The sequence below is a fragment of the Streptococcus infantis genome, from assembly GCF_047465525.1.
Taxonomy (GTDB): Bacteria; Bacillota; Bacilli; order Lactobacillales; family Streptococcaceae; genus Streptococcus; species Streptococcus infantis_R.
Genome location: NZ_JASGZS010000001.1, coordinates 1 through 18,462 on the forward strand (window position 1 = coordinate 1; position 18,462 = coordinate 18,462).

Here is an 18,462-nt window from a genome sequence, read left to right on the forward strand (position 1 = left end):
AGAGGCTTGTGACGAGTCAAATGCAATAAGGCTTGAACAACGTGAAAGCCAGCGTCTTTAGGCGCTGGCTGGTAATTTGGGCTTATAGCCCTGGTGCAAACCACCCGTTAGACGGGTGGTTATGATTATTCTAGTCTACCATCTTTACGATAGGCGATATCTGGTTGCCAAGTCCATTCAGCTCCGTATTTTTTAAGTAAATCAAAGCTAGCTTGCGGTCCCATACTACCAGCCTTGTAGTCATGGAGTGGAGCACCGTTTTCAGCCCAAAGCTTTTCAATACGGTCAATCAATTTCCATGAGGCACTCACTTCATCCCAATGGCTAAAGTTAGTTGAATTATTGTTCAAAACATCATAGATCAGTTTTTCATATGGATCTGGCGAAGCACCTGTTGCAGTCGCATCTGTTCGATAGTCAAGAGAATTTGGCGCAAGGCTAAACTCTTCTCCGACCTTTTTTCCGTTAAGACTGAGAGAGAATCCTTCAGTTGGTTGGATGTAGATAGTAAGCACATTCGGTGCTAGTGGTTCTCCGAAAATGGAATCCATTTGCTTGAAGACAATATTCACGTGTGTTCCTTTTTCAGTGAGGCGTTTCCCTGTACGGAAGAAGAAAGGTACATCACGGAAGCGATCAGTATTTACAAAGAAGGCCCCTGAAGTAAAGGTTTCTGTCATAGATTCAGGGTTAACATTTGGTTCACTACGGTAAGAGATGTATTTCATGCCATCAACTTTACCAGAACGATATTGACCACGGATGAATTGTTCTTTAAGTTCCTCGTCTGTAGGGTGGTAAAGATTTTTAAAGACTTTGATTTTCTCTGCGCGAATGTCATCCTTGGTAAAGCTTGCTGGCTTGTCCATGGCAAGGAGTGACAGAAGCTGAAGTGTGTGGTTTTGAACCATATCTCGAAGGGCACCAGATTCATCATAGTAGCCACCACGTTCTTCAACACCTAGACGCTCTGCAAAGGTAATCTGTACGTTATCGATGTGCTCTCGATTCCAAACATTTTCAAAAATCATATTGGCAAAGCGAATAGCAAAAATACTTTGAATCATTTCTTTACCGAGATAGTGGTCGATACGATAGATTTGCTCTTCGTTAAAAGTAGCTAGGAGTTCTTCGTTTAGTTTGCTTGCAGTCTCATAGTCTGTTCCAAAAGGTTTCTCAACAATCAAACGTTCAAAGCCTTTACCGTCAACAATCTGCTCTGATTTGAGGTGTTTGGCGATGGTACCAAAGAACTGAGGTGCCATTGAGAGGAAGAAGAGTTTGTTGTGCTCAGTCTGATATTTTTCGTTTAATTCAGCCTGAAGCTTGCGTAGTTCGATGTAGTGCTCAGTATCATTAACATCGTGACTTTGATAGTAAAAATGACTCGCAAATGCTTGAGCTTCTTCCACACTGTCTGCCAAGTCTAAAATAGATTCGACAACGACAGATTCAAAATACTCCTTACTCCAAGGTCTACGAGCAGTTCCAATAACAGCAAAATGATCAGAAAGATTACCTGATTTATAAAGTCTAAAAAGTGAAGGGTAGAGCTTACGTTTGGCCAAATCCCCACTTGCACCGAAAATTGTAACAATAACTTTTGATGACATCTAGCTACCTAATTTCTATTTTGTTTCCTAGTTAGACTAGGCATGAGGAATCCCCATTTTTCATATCCTTTATTTTATCATAATTTTCTAAAAAATCCAAAAATCCAATACGTCTATATTAAGAGTCTGGGCAAAAACTTAATTTCATACTCTTCGAAAATCTCTTCAAACTACGTCAGCGTCGCCTTATCGTATATATGTTACTGACTTCGTCAGTTCTATTTACAACCTCAAAACAGTGTTTTGAGCTGACTTCATCAGTTCCATCTACAACCTCAAAACAGTGTTTTGAGCTGACTTCATCAGTTCTATCTACAACCTCAAAGCAGTGCTTTGAGCAACCTGCGGCTAGCTTCCTAGTTTGCTCTTTGATTTTCATTGAGTATAGTATATTGAATCTAGAACAGTACACTACAACTGCTAAAAATTTTTCTAGAAATTAGTTTGACTTTTCTAATCTCTCTGTTCATATCTTATTTCAATCCACTATATTAGGAGAAACCGAAGTAAATCTTTCCACAATAAAACGCATAATATCAAGTTTTTAATACCTGATACAATGCGTTTATTTTGATTATAAAGACTTTTTGTCCAACCTCTTCTAGGCGTTTAGAACCTTGTCTAAAAATTCTTTAAGACGCGGATGTTGTGGGTTGTCAAAGATTTGATCAGGTGTACCGTCCTCAAGGAATTCACCGTCTGCAGTAAAGATTACACGATTGGCAACCTTGCGGGCGAATCCCATTTCGTGGGTTACGATGATCATAGTCATACCTTGTTCAGCCAATTCCTTCATAACGTTAAGAACGTCGCCGACCATCTCAGGGTCAAGGGCAGAAGTTGGTTCGTCAAAGAGCATGATATCAGGGTTCATGGCTAGACCGCGAGCGATAGCCACACGCTGTTTTTGACCACCTGATAGGCTTTCAGGATTTGCATTAGCCTTATCAGCGAGTCCAACTTTTTCAAGAAGTTCCATTCCCAATTTTTCAGCTTCGGCCTTAGTCATCAACTTATGCTCTACTGGAGCAAAAGTGATATTTTCTAATACCGTCATGTGTGGGAATAGATTGAAGTGCTGGAACACCATTCCGACATTTTCACGAACGTGGTCCACGTTGGTTGCTTTATCCGTCAAATCATAACCATTAACTGTGATATGACCTTTTGTACCTTCCTCAAGGAGATTCAAGCTACGCAAGAAAGTTGATTTACCTGAACCAGAAGGTCCAATGATACAAACAACATCTCCTTCATAGAATTTTGCTGAAATTCCTTTAAGGACTTTGTTTTTACCATATTGCTTATGTAAATTATCGACATCGATTTTTAATTTAGCCATTATTGAATCCTCTTTTCTAAGCGTTTTGCAAGTCTAGTAAGAAGAGTGATAATCACAAGATAGAAGACTGCGAGAATTGCATACATTTTGAAACTTTGGTAGTTACGAGCAATGATAATCTTACCAGTCTGGAAGAGTTCGACCAAACCGATTGCAGATACGATAGTTGTATCTTTCAAAGCGATGACAAATTGGTTGACGAAGTTTGGAAGCATGAGTTTGGTTGCTTGTGGCAAGACAATCTTACGCATGGTTTTACTGTAAGAGATACCAAGGCTTCGACTAGCTTCCATTTGTCCGATAGGAACAGCCTTAATACCACCACGTACAATTTCAGCGATATAAGCGGCTGAGTTTAGGGAGAGGGCGATTGTACCAGCGACAAAGTCATTGATTGGACTCTGTTGGCCTGTAAGGGATTCGATAAAGTTAGGAACTCCCCAGAAGATAAAGGCGGCAAGAATCATCAATGGAATACCACGAATCACATCGACAAAGATTTCTGAAATAATACGAAGTGATTTATAAGGACTAACGCTAAACATACCAAAGATAATCCCGATAACAATCGCAATTGCAAATGAAATCAGAGCTAGAGAAAGGGTAATTCCAAGTCCACTTAGAAGTTGTTTGTAGTTGTTTTTCAACAAGCCCAAGATAGTAGTTTCGTCAACAGTTGATGATTCACTTGTTGAATCAGTTGCAAGGTATTTATCAAGAATCTTTTGGAATTCACCACTTGCTTTAAGATTTGCAAGACCATTGTTGAACATTTCAATCAATTCAGGATTGCTTCCCTTTTTAACTGCAAAAGCAGTTTCACCAATTGGAGTACCTTCGATTGGTGTTTTTAATTTTTGCCCTTGGCTAATAGAGTATTTAAGAACTGGTTCGTCATCCATCACGGCGTCAATTGAACCTGTGTTCAAGCTGTCATACATAGATGAACCGTCTGCAAAGGTTTTAATTTTATAACCATATTTGCTTTGATTTTCAGTTAGGAAGGTTTGAGAAGCAGTACCGTTTTTTACCCCAACGGTTTTACCATTCAAATCTTCATAAGAAGAAATGGTACTTGATTCCTTAACTCCAAGAATAGTATTAGCTGTATAGTAAGAATCAGAGAAATCAAAGGTTTCTTTACGAGCGTCTGTAACAGACATACCAGCAATCATACCATCGGCTTGACCAGATTGGACCGCGTTAATAGCAGCGTCAAAACCTGGGTTAGTGATTTCAATTTCAAAACCTTGGTCTTCGGCAATAGCCTTGATCAAGTCCATATCAATACCAGTGTACTGGTTGCTTGAGTTTTGGAAAACGAATGGTGCAAATGAAGAATCACTTGCGATAACGTATTTTGATTTGACTGGAGTAGCTTTTTGCCCTGCGCTTGTAGTAGAAGTGAGAGAAGTTATTTGTGAACTAGTTTTAGAAGAATTTGTCCATTTATTGATAATTTTGTCCAAGCTACCATCTTTTTTCATCTGAGCTAAAGCTTCGTTAAATTCTGTAACCAGGTATTCGTACTTGCTACCTTTTTTAACTCCAAAAGCAAAGCTTCCAACGGCTTCTCCGTTCATGTTGATACTGAGATCTTGCCCTTGGTTAATAGCGTACTCGATGACTGGTTTGTCATCCATGATGGCATTTACAGCCCCTGCACTGAGACTGTTATTCATCAAATCACCAGTATCAAAGGTTTTGATAGTGAATCCATATTTATCTTTGATGCTTTCTAGGAAACGTTGTGCGGCAGTACCGTTTTTAACACCAACAGTTTTACCACTGAGTTCTTCATACTTAGTGATTTTGTTAGACTTAGTCGTTGCGATGACAACTTTTGTATCATAGTATGTATCAGACATGGTAAAGACGTTTTCACGTTCTTTGGTTTTTGTCATACCAGCCATGATCGCATCTGCTTGCCCTGCTTGGACCGCATTGACAGCAGCATCAAAGCCTGGATAAGACATTTGGATATTCCATCCTTTTATCTCAGAGACTTTATTGATAATGTCGACATCAATTCCTTTATAAGTCTGGTCTGTATCTTTAAACTCAAAGGGTGCATAAGCTGTATCACTAACAATCTTGATAGTGTCCGCATTAGCATAGCCTAAAGAGAATAAGGGAAATAAAAATAATAAAAATGCAAGGATTTTTTTCTTCATGTTTAGTCTCCTTTTTAGAATATTTACCCATTATAGCAGAAAATAAAAAAGTTGGCAAATATTTAGTGTTTTGATGTAAGAAGATGTGACATGTAGTTTCTTGTAATACTGATTTTTTTGACGTAAAAATTAAAAGAAGCCGAACACATAATGATGAGTTCGGCTTGTTCTATATAATAGGAATGATTAGCTTGACTTGTGCACCATTATTGCTATTTTCTAAGTGCATAGTTCCATTATGAAGTTTCATGACACGTTTGACGAAAGATAAACCAAGTCCATAGTGACTTTCTTGAGAGGGGGTTCTTGCTTGGTCATCTTTATAGAAAAGATTTCCAGCATTTTGTAATATGTTTTTTGAAAAACAAGATTGGTTATTCCATATAGTTAGAACTAATTGACTATTTTCTTGTGAAATTGTGAGGTGGATTTGTGCATCATTTTCTTTTTGATGTTGTATAGCGTTGTTAATAATATTTGTGATTGCTCGGAAAAATAAATTGGAATGAATTTCAATTTGTGTCGATGGATTTATTGTGTTTGTAAAAACAAAGTGTGTATTTCTAGGAACTAACGGTGTGATATGTTCCTTTAATTGATGAGTTACTTGTTGAATTGATATCTTTTCAAGTTGAATATCATGGTCATAAAAAGTTTTGGAGTATTGGATGAAGTGGTTGAAATAATCGTTTAACTGAATACTTGCTTGCTCCAGATCTTTTAGACATTCCATTACTTGGGGTGTTTGCTTGGTAGATTGTAGGAATTCAGCATTTCCTCTTATGACAGTTAGAGGAGTTCGAAGATCATGCGCAGCGCTAGATACTTGAAACATGAGTTCTTTTTTTTGTTCTTTTTCATTTTCAATCCTATTTTTTATATCAGATTGCATTTTTTCTATTAGATCATTTGTTTCAATAAACTCTTTAATCTGTAAATGCTGATTTTCATTTTTTGTGAAATATAGACCACTATGATAAACCATGTTCATTTCTTTTTGAATCTTGGTTAATAATTGTCGAATATTTGTTACAATGATAAGAATTAAAATGATGCAAAGATAAATCCAAGAACTGACGCTAAAAAATAAAGCAAAGAGATTGGCATTTTTCTCATTGATTCCAGATACAGAAGATAGAAGAGCAGGAACTATGTAAAAAAGTAAAAGACATAAAAGAAATTGCCAAATGATTTTAAGGTAGGTATGCTGAATGAGTTGTTTGATTGTCATTTCTTTTGCCATTTGTATCCTCCTCCCCAAACCGTTTTGATAGGATCAATTTGATGATCCTTAAATTTTTGTCTGATTTGATAGATGTATTCGGTGATTGAACGTAGCTGTACATCAGAGCTTACAGGATAGAGGTAATCGTAAAGTTCCTCTGCGCTAAATATTCGGTTCTCATTTTTAGCTAAAAGGTAAAGTAAATCAAATTCTCGCTTAGTTAGAGAAATGCTCTTTGATTGATAATAAACTTCTTGACTATCTCGATAAAAAGTTATATCTGAAATCAATTCTTTTTTAGAGGTTTGGCACAATCTTTCCTCTCTCCGAAGATGCATTTAAATTCTTGCAATCAATTCCTTAATACTAAAAGGTTTTGTGATGTAATCATCTGCTCCGGCTTGTATTCCTTTTAGTAAATCTTCTTCAAAATCTTTAGCGGTTAGAAACAGGATTGGAGTCGTAATTTGTGAACGAATGGAGCGACAAATCTCTAAACCAGAAATAGGCATCATGACGTCAAGTAAAATCAGATCGAACCCAGTAAAGTCACAAATATCGATCTCTTCTATATTTGACCGAGTTTCTACGTTAAAGTTGTTTGCTTCTAATGCATTTCCAATTAATCGTAAGATTTTTTTATCATCGTCAATTGCTAAAATTTTATACTTCATAATCCCTCCAATTACTTGTGTATATTATAGCAAACATAGAAAGTAATTTGTTAGAAATGAAAAAATAATTATAAAAATGTTTATTCTGATTTTTTCCTGATATTCTCCTGATATACTTGCTCCAAGTGAAGGTGAAATTTCACAAAAAGTCAGAAGGGAAAAAGAATGAATGATAACAATTCAAAATCTACATAAGGAATATAATAATAAAATTGTCCTACAAAATGTAACTTTCAAAGCTAAGAAAGGTGAGGTAACTGGATTGATTGGACCAAATGGTTCTGGAAAATCAACTCTAATCAGAATTTTACTCGGTCTAGAAAATAGTGAAACAGGAATGGCATTGATCAATGGCAAAAAATACTCTCAATTGGGAGGTAATCCTTTTTGTGTTGTTGGATCATTCCTCGACAGTTGCCAACCTTATCCAACAAGAACAGGATTTCAGCATCTTCGGTGGATTGGCTTGGCTTGTGGTGTTGACAGAAATAGGTGCAACGAATGTTTAGACTTGGTGGGGTTAAGTGAAACTAAAAATAAAAAAGTAAAAGACTATTCATTAGGAATGAAGCAACGTCTTGGGTTAGCAACAGCCTTATTAGCAAATCCTGACATTTTAATTTTAGATGAGCCAATCAATGGACTAGATCCTGAAGGAATACGCTGGGTACGTAATTTTTTACAATCTTTTGTCAGTGAAGGTAAAACTGTATTAATGACAAGTCATTATATGAGTGAGTTAGAATTAACTGTAGATCATTTGGTTGGTATTTCTAATGGGAAGATCGTTATTGATGGTCCTACCAAAGACATTTTGAAACAGTTTGGATCTTTTGAGGAAGCATATTTTAAGGCACTCGAAGGGAAAGAAGGTGAATAATATGTTGAAGCGTTCCTTTTTTAGTGACCTTTATAAATATAGTAGTTTACCTACTTTTAAATTTACTTTTTTTCTTATTTTGGGTGTCAGCATATTTTTTACAATTCAAAATATCCAGGTGATAAATGCCTTAGTAGAAGGAAATGGCCAAGCAGTTAACCTTGATCCGTCTATGTTATCATCGAATCCAGTCTATACAGTCAGGGATGCTCTCTTATCTTCACCCTACCAAGCAAGTGTAATTTTCTTGCCAATCTTGGTTTCACTAGTTTATTCAACCCATTATCAATTTGGTGATGATTATTTTAGCCAATTATTGATTCCTAGCTGGAAAGCTCGTCTTACTGGTTTTATTGCTAGTTCGATAGTCTTATCACTACTTTCTACTGTAATATTTTCGATAGTAAATGCTGTTATCTTACTCATTTTTTTAGATTCAACTTTAAAGAATTATTTAGAATTTACTTTGTTTTTAGATGTGACGGCAAGAGTTGTGATATTTGCAATCGTCCTCACTTTATTAGCTATATTTTTAGTAAGAGTCACAAAAAAATCAATTTCTTCATTAATTACAATCGTTTTATTATTAGTAATTACTTTATCAGGTGTTCTAAGAGGACTTTCTTCTAACATAGAGAATCTATTACCTTTGATTGGAGCAAAGTCATTTGCTTTTGGCCGAGTTGAAGGGACTCAAACGAGCCAATTGTATGGATTTATTCTTTTAGTAGTTGAAGGTGTTGTATTCTTAGTATTGATAATTGTTGTAGAAAAGATGCGAATGGGGAGGAAGAATGGCAAGAATATTTATCAGTCTTATCGTCAAAAAATATAGCTTAAAACCCGTAAAGTATCAAATAGCCATACAGTCGCTTCTGATAGGTTTTGTGTGCCTACTAAGTGTGTTACCAGTTGCAATCAATGGTAGAATTGTAGAATTATCTTTAAAGCAAGCTCTTATTTTTACATCAATGCTCTCTGTTAGTATTGGGTGTGTTAATGCATTTGTAGACTTACAATCACACGAAACAAAACTAGTTTATTTGGTTAGTGGAAAAAGGATCTTAAGTTCAATTAGGATCCTGTTCGTAGAGTTATTTGATGTGTTACTACAATTAATTTTATATTTCATTGTACTGCATATATGGTTTCATTTTTTAAGTAGCGAAAATGGTGTCGGTTTAGAAATTTTCAGTTTCTATTTGATTGGCTCCATCCAATACTTTTTAGTTTCTTATTTTTTAAGTTATTTTTTCAAAAGTCCAATGGGGAGTTTAGCAATTTTGCTGCTATTTCCTATTTTGTTACAACCGTTCATAGAAAGAGTAGCGGAACCATTGACTAGTTATCTGTTTTACAATATTATTGCGGATACAATACTAGGGAGAGCTTCCTACTTGCAACTATGTGTTTATGCTATGGAATTGGTGTTTTCACTTGGAGCCACTCTTTACCTTTTGATAAGGAATCAAGAAGTTAAGTAGTCTTATAAAAATGATGCTGATGAACAAGCTTTGCTACTTCTGTAAGTCATTGGCGTTGATGTTTATTACGTATTGCATTGTTTCAAATAAAAGACAAGACTTTCGAAGTAATATCGGGAGTCTTGTTTAGTTTTCACTTCTAATATGAGTCCAATTAATTATATTGTTATTTAAACATGTACTGATTTACGGGATTATTTTGTTACATCTTGTATTTCCCTTTTATTCCCCAACTCAGAGAATTCTGGTGATTTATGGTAAAATAAGGTCTATATATGTGAGGACAAAGAGATGATCAATAGAATTACAGACAACAAATTTAAACTTGTATCCAAATACCAACCATCTGGGGATCAACCGCAAGCTATCGAACAGTTGGTAGATAATATCGAGGGTGGAGAAAAGGCTCAAATCCTGATGGGGGCGACTGGTACAGGGAAAACCTATACCATGAGTCAGGTTATTTCCAAAGTTAATAAACCAACTCTAGTCATCGCCCACAATAAGACCCTAGCAGGCCAGCTCTATGGAGAGTTCAAAGAATTTTTCCCAGAGAATGCGGTCGAGTACTTCGTATCCTACTATGATTACTATCAACCTGAAGCTTATGTTCCCTCTAGTGATACTTATATCGAAAAAGATAGTTCAGTCAACGATGAGATTGATAAACTTCGTCACTCCGCTACATCAGCGCTCTTGGAGCGTAACGATGTCATCGTTGTAGCATCTGTATCTTGTATTTATGGTTTGGGGTCTCCTAAGGAATATGCTGATAGTGTAGTAAGTCTGCGCCCAGGACTTGAAATTTCTCGTGATAAACTCCTTAATGAATTGGTCGATATTCAATTTGAGCGTAATGACATTGATTTCCAGCGTGGAAGATTTCGTGTTCGTGGAGATGTGGTGGAGATTTTCCCAGCATCTCGTGATGAGCATGCCTTTCGTGTAGAGTTTTTTGGAGATGAAATTGATCGTATTCGTGAAGTCGAAGCTCTTACGGGACAAGTTCTGGGCGAAGTGGATCATTTGGCGATTTTCCCAGCGACTCACTTTGTGACCAATGATGACCACATGGAGGTAGCAATTGCTAAGATTCAGGCTGAATTGGAGGAGCAGTTAGCTATCTTTGAAAAAGAAGGCAAACTCCTCGAAGCGCAACGATTGAAACAACGGACAGAGTACGATATCGAGATGCTACGTGAGATGGGTTATACCAACGGTGTCGAAAACTACTCCCGTCACATGGATGGACGAAGCGAAGGAGAGCCTCCTTATACACTTCTTGATTTCTTCCCAGATGATTTCCTGATTATGATTGACGAGAGCCATATGACTATGGGGCAGATCAAAGGAATGTATAATGGAGACCGTTCACGTAAGGAAATGTTGGTTAACTACGGTTTCCGTTTGCCGTCTGCCTTGGATAACCGTCCCCTTCGTCGTGAAGAGTTTGAAAGTCATGTCCACCAGATTGTCTATGTTTCAGCGACGCCAGGTGATTACGAGATGGAACAAACGGACACCGTGATTGAGCAAATCATCCGTCCAACAGGTCTTTTGGATCCTGAGGTGGAAGTTCGTCCAACTATGGGACAGATTGATGATTTGCTTGGTGAAATCAATGCTCGTGTTGAAAAGAATGAACGCACCTTTATTACTACCTTGACCAAGAAAATGGCAGAAGACTTGACTGATTACTTCAAGGAAATGGGTATCAAGGTCAAGTATATGCACTCGGATATTAAGACCTTAGAGCGGACAGAGATTATCAGAGATTTACGATTAGGAGTCTTTGATGTCTTGGTTGGAATTAACCTCCTTCGTGAAGGAATTGACGTACCGGAAGTCAGTCTGGTTGCCATTCTCGATGCCGATAAGGAAGGTTTCCTCCGAAACGAACGTGGTCTGATCCAAACCATCGGTCGTGCAGCCCGTAATAGTGAAGGGCATGTCATCATGTATGCAGACACTATGACTCAGTCTATGCAACGTGCCATTGATGAAACAGCCCGTCGTCGTAAGATTCAGATGGCCTATAATGAAGAACACGGCATTGTCCCACAAACTATTAAGAAGGAAATCCGTGACCTTATCTCTGTAACAAAAGTTGTGGCTAAAGAAGAGGACAAGGAAGTCGATATCAATAGCCTCAATAAACAAGAACGCAAAGAACTAGTCAAGAAACTGGAAAAACAAATGCAAGAAGCCGTCGAAGTGCTTGACTTTGAGTTGGCAGCGCAAATACGTGATATGATGTTGGAAGTCAAGGCGTTGGGTTAGATAGGATAAAGCGAATGAAGATTATCATTAAAACAATGGAAACTCCTGAAGAGATAGAAGGCAAATCCCTCGTTCATTGGCAAACGTGGAGAGAGGCTTATGACAATCTTTTACCCGCGGAATTTCAGGAGACGATGACATTAGAAAGATGTCGATTCTTTAGTCAAAAATATCCAGAAAATACCTTGATTGCGATGGATGGAAAGCAGGTCGTTGGATTTATCAGCTATGGAAATTTTCGTGATGAGACCATTCAAGCTGGTGAAATCATTGCCTTATATGTTTTAAAAGATTACTATGGAAAAGGTGTGAGTGAACAGTTAATGCATGCTGCATTTGTTGCTCTTGATCATTTCTCTGAAATTTATTTATGGGTATTGAAAGATAATAAGAGAGCCATTGCTTTCTATCAAAAAATGGGTTTTACTTTTGATGGTCAAGAAAAAATACTTGACCTTGGAAAACCTGTTAAGGAATTGCGGATGATGTTTTCTTCAAATAAAAATTCCTAAAGGACATATCTATCAATCTTTGAACCATTATCAACTAATCAAGTATAAAAAGTGAAATAGATAGAATGAAACAAAGAGATGAAGGAGAAGATGAATGAAAATTCTAGTCATCAATGGACACCCAGATAAGGAAAGTTATTGTCAGGCTATTTTTCAAACCATTGTAGAAAATATTGACACAAATCATCATGAAGTTGAAGTGATCAAACTCAATGAAGAAGACTTTGATCCTGTTTTACGTTATGGTTATCGAAAACGTATGGAAGAAGATTCTTTTATCCTTCGTTCTCAGGAATTAATCCAATGGGCAGATCATTTCATATTTGTTTATCCTATCTGGTGGAGTAGTATGCCTAGCCTCATGAAAGGCTGGATTGATTGGGTCTTCACACCTGGGATTGCCTATTCTGCCAATGGCCAGGGGAGTTTTATCTGGAATTACCTAAGAGGCAAGCAGTTTAAAAAGTTATTAAAAGGGAAAACAGCCAGTATTTACGCAACCTCCATGGCGCCCACTTGGTGGTACAAGATCTTTTCGGGTCCTATCAACATTCCAGATAGCTATGGCATCTCTGTTTTGAAAAATGCGGTCTTGAATCACTGTGGGATTAAAACCAAGCGCGTGTGCGTACTAGGTGAAGTTGGACGGGATGTGAATACAGCAAGTATGCGTGAAGAGCATCTCCAAAAAGTAGCAGAAGAAGTTAAAAAACTATCATGAAACAAAAAAGTAAGAGACAGAAAATATTAAAAAAACACCAGAAATCAAATCGAAAGATTGGTTTACTAGACCGCATGAATCTGTGGTTTGTGCAACATTCAACAATTGCCTGGATCCTTGATGCAAGCGTTCTGTTCTTTTCTGCTCTAGGAATATTATGTCTATTGTACGGGACAACCTTTATTCCAAGTCCCTATCGGGAACCGCATTATAGTTTTCCACTTTATTTAAATATCGTTCTTTTGGTGAATGCATCTTATCATACTTTCCTTCGTAACTTTAGGAAAGACTGGATTTCCTTGCGAAATTTTGCAGAAGTGTTTTTATATTCTAACGGAATTGCTTGTGTATTACAGTTAACGATTGGGATGACCTCTAAAAGAGGAAGAAGACTACTTCCGATATGGGCATTAGACTATCGCTATATCTGGTTTCCCCTCGTTACTTATTTCATTTTCTTTCTAGTGCCTATTGTGACAATTATAATTTCCAAGTATATTGAAAAGAAAAAGAGAAAAGAAGAAAATGGGAAAAATACAATCAAATCAAAGTAACAAAAGAAAGTCAAATACAAAAAAGAATCACCCAAGAAAAGAAAGTTTTCAGCTTTGGCTAGATTCTCATAAAATTATAGGTTTTTTCCTGATCCTTGCTCTCATCTTAGGAATAGGACTAGGTGTTACCCTTGTTTTTAAACTTCTTCCTATTCCGTCTCCATACCGAGATATCAACTATAGTTTTCCAATATATATAAATCTTTTTTGTCTGGTGTATCGATTATTTGACTATTGGTTCCTAGACTTGTCTAAGACAAGGATGACAATAAAAAGATATGCAGATTTATTTATCTATCTTAATAGTATTGGTTTAATAGTTCATCTCTTTATTGGTATTGGCGGGAAAAATAGTAAAGGAATTTTACCTCCCCTCTTATCCCTAGATCACCGCTACATCTGGTTTCCTATTGCAACTTATCTGATCTTTTTCAGTTTGGCATCTATTATAACTCTAGTAATGAAATATATTGAAAAGAAAAGGAGTCAATCATGATGAAACATCTAACTGTATTTAGGTTTATTTATCTTTTGTGCCTGGTATTTGTACTGCTTCATTTTATCTTAGGGCTTTTTGGTTTAGCCTTTACACCGGTCTTGTGGAATTTCTGGTTCTTTGGTCTTTGTTTAACCCTATTTATCCATCCGTGGACTATCTTTTATAAATCTAGAATCTTTCAATGGCATCATCTGATTTTTCAAGCTCTCAGTGGATTCGTTGCTCTCATAATCTGGTTTATGATATTTTTATTTTTCTCCACGGTTCCAGATTCATCTATGCCTATCAATTTAGACTACTATGTGATTAGGGAAAAAAATGAAATAAGAATCATCAGAGGATTCTTACTCCATGAAATTCATGAATATCATGACTTAGTTAATCCTTTGATTATGAAGTCTAAAGTTAAGTATGTAGAAAAAAATTAAACATTAGAAAGTGAGTCTATGTATGTCTCGAGCACAATTAACCATTCTAACTAATATTTGTCTAATAGAAGACCTTGAAAATCAGCGCGTGGTTATGCAGTATCGATCGCCTGAAACCAACCGCTGGTCTGGCTATGCCTTTCCAGGAGGTCATGTTGAAAATGGAGAAGCATTCGCTGAATCTGTTATTCGTGAAATTTACGAGGAAACAGGTCTGACGATTCAAAATCCTCAACTTGTCGGCATTAAAAATTGGCCTTTAGATTCGGGTGAACGCTATATTGTCTTTTGTTATAAGGCGACTGAGTTTTCTGGAAGGCTTCGTTCTTCGGATGAAGGAGAAGTCTCCTGGGTGCAAAAAGACCAGATTCCAAACTTGGATCTGGCCTATGATATGTTACCCTTGATGGAGATGATGGAAGCTCCTGATAAGTCAGAATTTTTCTATCGTCACCGTACAGAAGATGGATGGGAAAAGAAAATATTCTAATCCTTTACTAAATAACCTAGCTGGTCCAAGGCCTTCTCGATATAGAGAAGGTCTTGTTCGTTTTCAGCTTCGACTAGGTGATAATGGACGCCATCTGTTAATTCAGAAAGTGGTCTAAAGTCAGATCTTTCGACTTGCTCTAAAAAATGCTGAACGTCACGGCGACAAGAGAGTTTGAGCAAGGTTTCAATTTCACCGTAGACAGGATGATCAATCAAGGTATTCTGAACACGTCCCCCATTATCGACGATAGCTAGAAGTTCTTGACCAATTTCTTCCATCTCGTGCTTAACTTTAAACAGTTTGTGAACATAAGGATTGGTTTTATTCTCTTTATAAATATAGCCACGATTGGTTGATAAGATCGGAGCACCATCAGCACGTAGAACAGCAATGTCCTGAACGATAATCTGACGGGTTACATGAAAACGGTCTGCTAAAGTTTGACCATTTAGAGGTTTTTGAGACTCCTTTAACAGTTGTAAAAGTGCTTCTTTTCGATTTTTTGTCATATTCTTCTCTCTTAACGCTTAACGGCGTTTTCTCAATGCTTTATAAACAGCCAAGGCTAAGTAATAGTCTACCATACTATGGATAATAGTACCAAATCCAACTAATACAAACAAGACATAGAACATATTTTTTAAGTCAGTTCCAGTACTAGCATAAAAGATCATACAAGCCAAAACTTCAGCAATAGCATGAACCAAACCAAGTACAAAGTTAAAAATCAATGAAGATTTCTTATTGTCCAAGGTTTGAGGATGTTTTTGAAGATAGAAAGCACCCAGACTTCCAAAGAATATGTGGGAAAAGGCGCGAAGTACAATGACAATCGGATACCCAGCCATGAGAAATCCTAAACTAGAAGCTATAATAACAAAGATAGCCATCCATGGCGAGAGAAACATGGCGATAAAAATAGCAACGTGACTTCCTAAAGTGTAGGAAGCGGGAGGAATGACAATTTTAAAGGGCATCACCAAAGGAATCAAAATAGCGATAGCTGTTAGCAATGCGGTTAAGGTCATGAATTGTGTTTTCTTTTGTGTATTCATAATAACTCCTTTTAACTGTATATACAGTTGTATAGTACAATAAAAAATCAAACAAGTCAAGAACTAAAATTGATTTTTGATGAGATTATCTTGAAATAAGGTTAAAAAATAAATAAAATTTTTTAAAAATAAGCAAAAAACTCTTGCACTAAACAAAGTAGTATGGTATACTTATATACGGTTTGAAAAAACTGCCTAAGACAGTAGGGGAGCTCGACTCATAAATATCCTACCGAGGACAAAACGTATCATGTAAAAAGAAGCGTATTGTACTTTCGTGTCTAGGTTTGGGCGCGTTTTTCTTTTGGAAAAATTCCCCAAGCAAAATAATTACGGAGGTGAACACACTAATGAGTGAAGCAATTATTGCTAAAAAAGCGGAACTAGTTGACGTAGTAGCTGAAAAAATGAAAGCTGCTGCATCAATCGTCGTTGTAGACGCTCGTGGTTTGACAGTTGAACAAGATACAGTTCTTCGTCGTGAGCTTCGTGGAAGCGAAGTTGAGTATAAAGTTATTAAAAACTCAATCTTACGTCGTGCAGCTGAAAAAGCTGGCCTTGCAGAACTTGCATCTGTATTTGTTGGACCATCTGCTGTAGCATTTTCTAACGAAGATGTTATCGCTCCAGCAAAAATCTTGAACGACTTTGCTAAAAACGCTGACGCACTTGAAATCAAAGGTGGTGCAATCGAAGGCGCTGTCGCATCAAAAGAAGAAATCGTTGCTCTTGCAACTCTTCCAAACCGCGAAGGACTTCTTTCTATGCTCCTTTCTGTACTTCAAGCGCCAGTGCGCAACGTTGCTCTTGCAGTCAAAGCGGTTGCAGACAACAAAGAAGACGCAGCTTAATCTTAAGCTACGCAGCGTAGCCTAGCTACAAAAATATAAACATAAAATATAAACTTATTTGGAGGAAATAACAATGGCATTGAACATTGAAAACATTATTGCTGAAATTAAAGAAGCTTCAATCCTTGAATTGAACGACCTTGTAAAAGCTATCGAAGAAGAATTTGGTGTAACTGCAGCTGCTCCTGTAGCTGTAGCTGCTGCTGGTGGTGCTGAAGAAGCTGCTAAAGATTCATTTGACGTTGAATTGACAGCTGCTGGTGACAAGAAAGTCGGCGTTATCAAAGTTGTACGTGAAATCACAGGTCTTGGTCTTAAAGAAGCTAAAGAACTTGTTGATGGTGCACCAGGTGTCATCAAAGAAGGCGTTGCAGCTGCAGAAGCTGAAGAAATCAAAGCTAAATTGGAAGAAGCTGGAGCTTCAGTTACTCTTAAATAAGAGGCATATACCAATTAGAATTCGGAATACTATAGTATCAGCCTTTTAGAATCGTGAACACATTTTAGAAACTGATAAATTAATTTAGTTTCCTACCAAAAACCCTACCAAAAATTAATTTGGCAGGGTTTTTCTTTTTAATAAAATTATTTTGGAGAACAGTTGAATATTGTTCTCCTTTTTTTATTTTCAGGAGGGAAAATGACAAAAGAATTACAATCATCACGCTATATTGTCATTTCATTTTTAGTACGTGAAATGGGAATAGATATTGTTGAGGCCATATCTCTTATGGCTGAATTGGAAAAAAGTGGCTTGGTTCGATTGGAATCAAGTGGAGATTTAACACTCAAAGAACTTGGAGGCGCGCTATGAAACGAATTACCGCAAATCAATACCAAACTTCAGAACGGTATTACAAATTACCTAAAATTCTTTTTGAGGATGAGAAATATATGGATATGAAATTAGAAGTAAAGGTGGCTTATTCTATTTTAAAAGATCGTTTAGAATTATCTCTCAGTCGTGGTTGGATAGATGAAGAAGGCGCGGTCTATTTAGTATTTTCTAATTCTAAACTGATGAGGCTGTTAGGTTGTTCGAAGTCAAAATTACTGTCCATCAAAAAAACTCTTAAAGAATATGACTTAATTGATGAAGTTCAACAGTCTTCAAGTGAGAAAGGAAGACTAGCTAATAAGATTTATTTAGGGGAATTATCTTCTACCCCAGTAGGTAATTCAAACAGGCCTAGTGTTAAAAAAAGACTAGGGCTGGTTGAAAATGAAACGGCCCCCGTCTCACATTCAGCCCCTAGTGAGACTGAAGTTAGTGAGACTAAATATAGTGAGACTGATTCTTTATTTATTGAGGATGAGGAGGAGAGGGATACTCAACCTATCTTGAAAAGAAAAGTAGAAAAGGTCACAAAATATGATCGAGATTATATTTGGGGATTGGTACAAGATCAATTTAGACGAGAGGGTTTTTCTGAAACAGCCAGTGAAATTGCTATGACTGATTTTGAGAGAATCTATCAGTATGCTCTTGACAATGTTCGCTTTGTTAGACGAGCGGAAGTACTTGCTGAATTTGTGTTTAACGGCTTGTATTCTGTTTGGAATAATCGTGTTAGAAAAGGAGGTGGTTAAATGTCGCCAATCGAGTGGATATTAGTTATGCTCATTTTCATTTCAAGTGGTGTGACACTTTGGACAATGATAGTCGATAAGAAAGAG

Annotated in this window: 21 protein-coding genes, 1 pseudogene and 1 other annotated feature; of the genes and pseudogenes, 14 read left to right on the top strand and 8 right to left on the bottom strand. The window is 36.9% G+C overall.

Annotated elements, in window-relative coordinates; all coding sequences use genetic code 11:
- Positions 1-125: 125 nt before the first annotated feature.
- The 6 genes and pseudogenes from zwf to QM374_RS00030 all read right to left on the bottom strand — a co-directional run bounded on the left by zwf (position 126) and on the right by QM374_RS00030 (position 7,028).
- Entirely contained in the window at positions 126-1,613 is a 1,488-nt protein-coding gene (gene zwf / locus QM374_RS00005) for a glucose-6-phosphate dehydrogenase (RefSeq protein ID WP_414310534.1), read from the bottom strand.
- 175 nt (positions 1,614-1,788) lie between these two features.
- A complete protein-coding gene (locus tag QM374_RS00010) occupies positions 1,789-1,992 on the bottom strand; it encodes a hypothetical protein (protein WP_414310535.1) in 204 nt (67 codons plus the stop codon).
- 222 nt (positions 1,993-2,214) lie between these two features.
- Positions 2,215-2,955, bottom strand: coding sequence for an amino acid ABC transporter ATP-binding protein (locus tag QM374_RS00015; RefSeq protein ID WP_049503260.1), 741 nt, complete (start codon positions 2,953-2,955; stop codon positions 2,215-2,217).
- Entirely contained in the window at positions 2,955-5,129 is a 2,175-nt protein-coding gene (locus tag QM374_RS00020; protein ID WP_414310536.1) for an ABC transporter substrate-binding protein/permease, read from the bottom strand. Before QM374_RS00020 ends, QM374_RS00015 begins: the two co-directional genes overlap by 1 nt.
- A gap of 169 nt (positions 5,130-5,298) precedes the next feature.
- The gene (locus tag QM374_RS00025) at positions 5,299-6,372 is read right to left on the bottom strand and encodes a sensor histidine kinase (RefSeq protein ID WP_414310537.1); all 1,074 of its coding nucleotides are present in this window, start codon (positions 6,370-6,372) and stop codon (positions 5,299-5,301) included.
- Positions 6,357-7,028: pseudogene (locus QM374_RS00030) on the bottom strand (response regulator transcription factor). The gene QM374_RS00025 and the pseudogene QM374_RS00030 overlap by 16 nt, the downstream one beginning before the upstream one ends.
- Positions 7,029-7,197: 169 nt before the next feature.
- On the opposite strand from QM374_RS00030, the gene QM374_RS00035 reads away from it, so the two are divergent.
- The 10 genes from QM374_RS00035 (at position 7,198) to QM374_RS00080 (ending at position 14,876) form a co-directional block, all read left to right on the top strand.
- A complete protein-coding gene (locus QM374_RS00035) occupies positions 7,198-7,908 on the top strand; it encodes an ABC transporter ATP-binding protein (RefSeq protein ID WP_414310538.1) in 711 nt (236 codons plus the stop codon).
- 1 nt (position 7,909) lies between these two features.
- A complete protein-coding gene (locus QM374_RS00040) occupies positions 7,910-8,743 on the top strand; it encodes a hypothetical protein (RefSeq protein ID WP_414310602.1) in 834 nt (277 codons plus the stop codon).
- Complete coding sequence (locus QM374_RS00045) at positions 8,703-9,392, top strand: hypothetical protein (protein WP_414310539.1); 690 nt, start codon at positions 8,703-8,705, stop codon at positions 9,390-9,392. Before QM374_RS00040 ends, QM374_RS00045 begins: the two co-directional genes overlap by 41 nt.
- Before the next feature lie 291 nt (positions 9,393-9,683).
- On the top strand, positions 9,684-11,672 hold the full coding sequence (uvrB, locus tag QM374_RS00050) for an excinuclease ABC subunit UvrB (protein ID WP_414310540.1): 1,989 nt from the start codon (positions 9,684-9,686) through the stop codon (positions 11,670-11,672).
- A 14-nt stretch (positions 11,673-11,686) separates the two neighbouring features.
- A complete protein-coding gene (locus QM374_RS00055) occupies positions 11,687-12,184 on the top strand; it encodes an N-acetyltransferase family protein (RefSeq protein ID WP_414310541.1) in 498 nt (165 codons plus the stop codon).
- A 94-nt stretch (positions 12,185-12,278) separates the two neighbouring features.
- The gene (locus tag QM374_RS00060) at positions 12,279-12,905 is read left to right on the top strand and encodes an NAD(P)H-dependent oxidoreductase (RefSeq protein ID WP_371559142.1); all 627 of its coding nucleotides are present in this window, start codon (positions 12,279-12,281) and stop codon (positions 12,903-12,905) included.
- On the top strand, positions 12,902-13,459 hold the full coding sequence (locus QM374_RS00065) for a hypothetical protein (RefSeq protein ID WP_414310542.1): 558 nt from the start codon (positions 12,902-12,904) through the stop codon (positions 13,457-13,459). Before QM374_RS00060 ends, QM374_RS00065 begins: the two co-directional genes overlap by 4 nt.
- On the top strand, positions 13,431-13,955 hold the full coding sequence (locus QM374_RS00070) for a hypothetical protein (RefSeq protein ID WP_241768492.1): 525 nt from the start codon (positions 13,431-13,433) through the stop codon (positions 13,953-13,955). The genes QM374_RS00065 and QM374_RS00070 overlap by 29 nt, the downstream gene beginning before the upstream one ends.
- On the top strand, positions 13,952-14,386 hold the full coding sequence (locus QM374_RS00075) for a hypothetical protein (protein ID WP_045763321.1): 435 nt from the start codon (positions 13,952-13,954) through the stop codon (positions 14,384-14,386). Before QM374_RS00070 ends, QM374_RS00075 begins: the two co-directional genes overlap by 4 nt.
- A 22-nt stretch (positions 14,387-14,408) precedes the next feature.
- Positions 14,409-14,876, top strand: coding sequence for an 8-oxo-dGTP diphosphatase (locus QM374_RS00080; protein ID WP_281334993.1), 468 nt, complete (start codon positions 14,409-14,411; stop codon positions 14,874-14,876).
- Here the strand turns inward: QM374_RS00080 and QM374_RS00085 are convergent.
- Entirely contained in the window at positions 14,873-15,388 is a 516-nt protein-coding gene (locus tag QM374_RS00085) for a transcription repressor NadR (protein ID WP_281334992.1), read from the bottom strand. The genes QM374_RS00080 and QM374_RS00085 overlap by 4 nt on opposite strands.
- Before the next feature lie 18 nt (positions 15,389-15,406).
- Entirely contained in the window at positions 15,407-15,934 is a 528-nt protein-coding gene (locus QM374_RS00090; RefSeq protein ID WP_001095969.1) for an ECF transporter S component, read from the bottom strand.
- A 176-nt stretch (positions 15,935-16,110) separates the two neighbouring features.
- Positions 16,111-16,246, top strand: a sequence feature (ribosomal protein L10 leader region).
- 38 nt (positions 16,247-16,284) lie between these two features.
- On the opposite strand from QM374_RS00090, the gene rplJ reads away from it, so the two are divergent.
- The 4 genes from rplJ (at position 16,285) to QM374_RS00110 (ending at position 18,375) form a co-directional block, all read left to right on the top strand.
- Positions 16,285-16,785, top strand: a complete 501-nt coding sequence (rplJ, locus tag QM374_RS00095) for a 50S ribosomal protein L10 (RefSeq protein WP_001287269.1) — start codon at positions 16,285-16,287, stop codon at positions 16,783-16,785.
- A 73-nt stretch (positions 16,786-16,858) separates the two neighbouring features.
- Positions 16,859-17,224, top strand: a complete 366-nt coding sequence (gene rplL, locus QM374_RS00100) for a 50S ribosomal protein L7/L12 (RefSeq protein ID WP_001196968.1) — start codon at positions 16,859-16,861, stop codon at positions 17,222-17,224.
- Between the two features lie 201 nt (positions 17,225-17,425).
- Positions 17,426-17,599, top strand: a complete 174-nt coding sequence (locus QM374_RS00105) for a hypothetical protein (RefSeq protein WP_016397890.1) — start codon at positions 17,426-17,428, stop codon at positions 17,597-17,599.
- Positions 17,596-18,375, top strand: coding sequence for a replication initiator protein A (locus tag QM374_RS00110; RefSeq protein ID WP_049525963.1), 780 nt, complete (start codon positions 17,596-17,598; stop codon positions 18,373-18,375). The genes QM374_RS00105 and QM374_RS00110 overlap by 4 nt, the downstream gene beginning before the upstream one ends.
- The last annotated feature ends 87 nt before the right edge of the window (positions 18,376-18,462 follow it).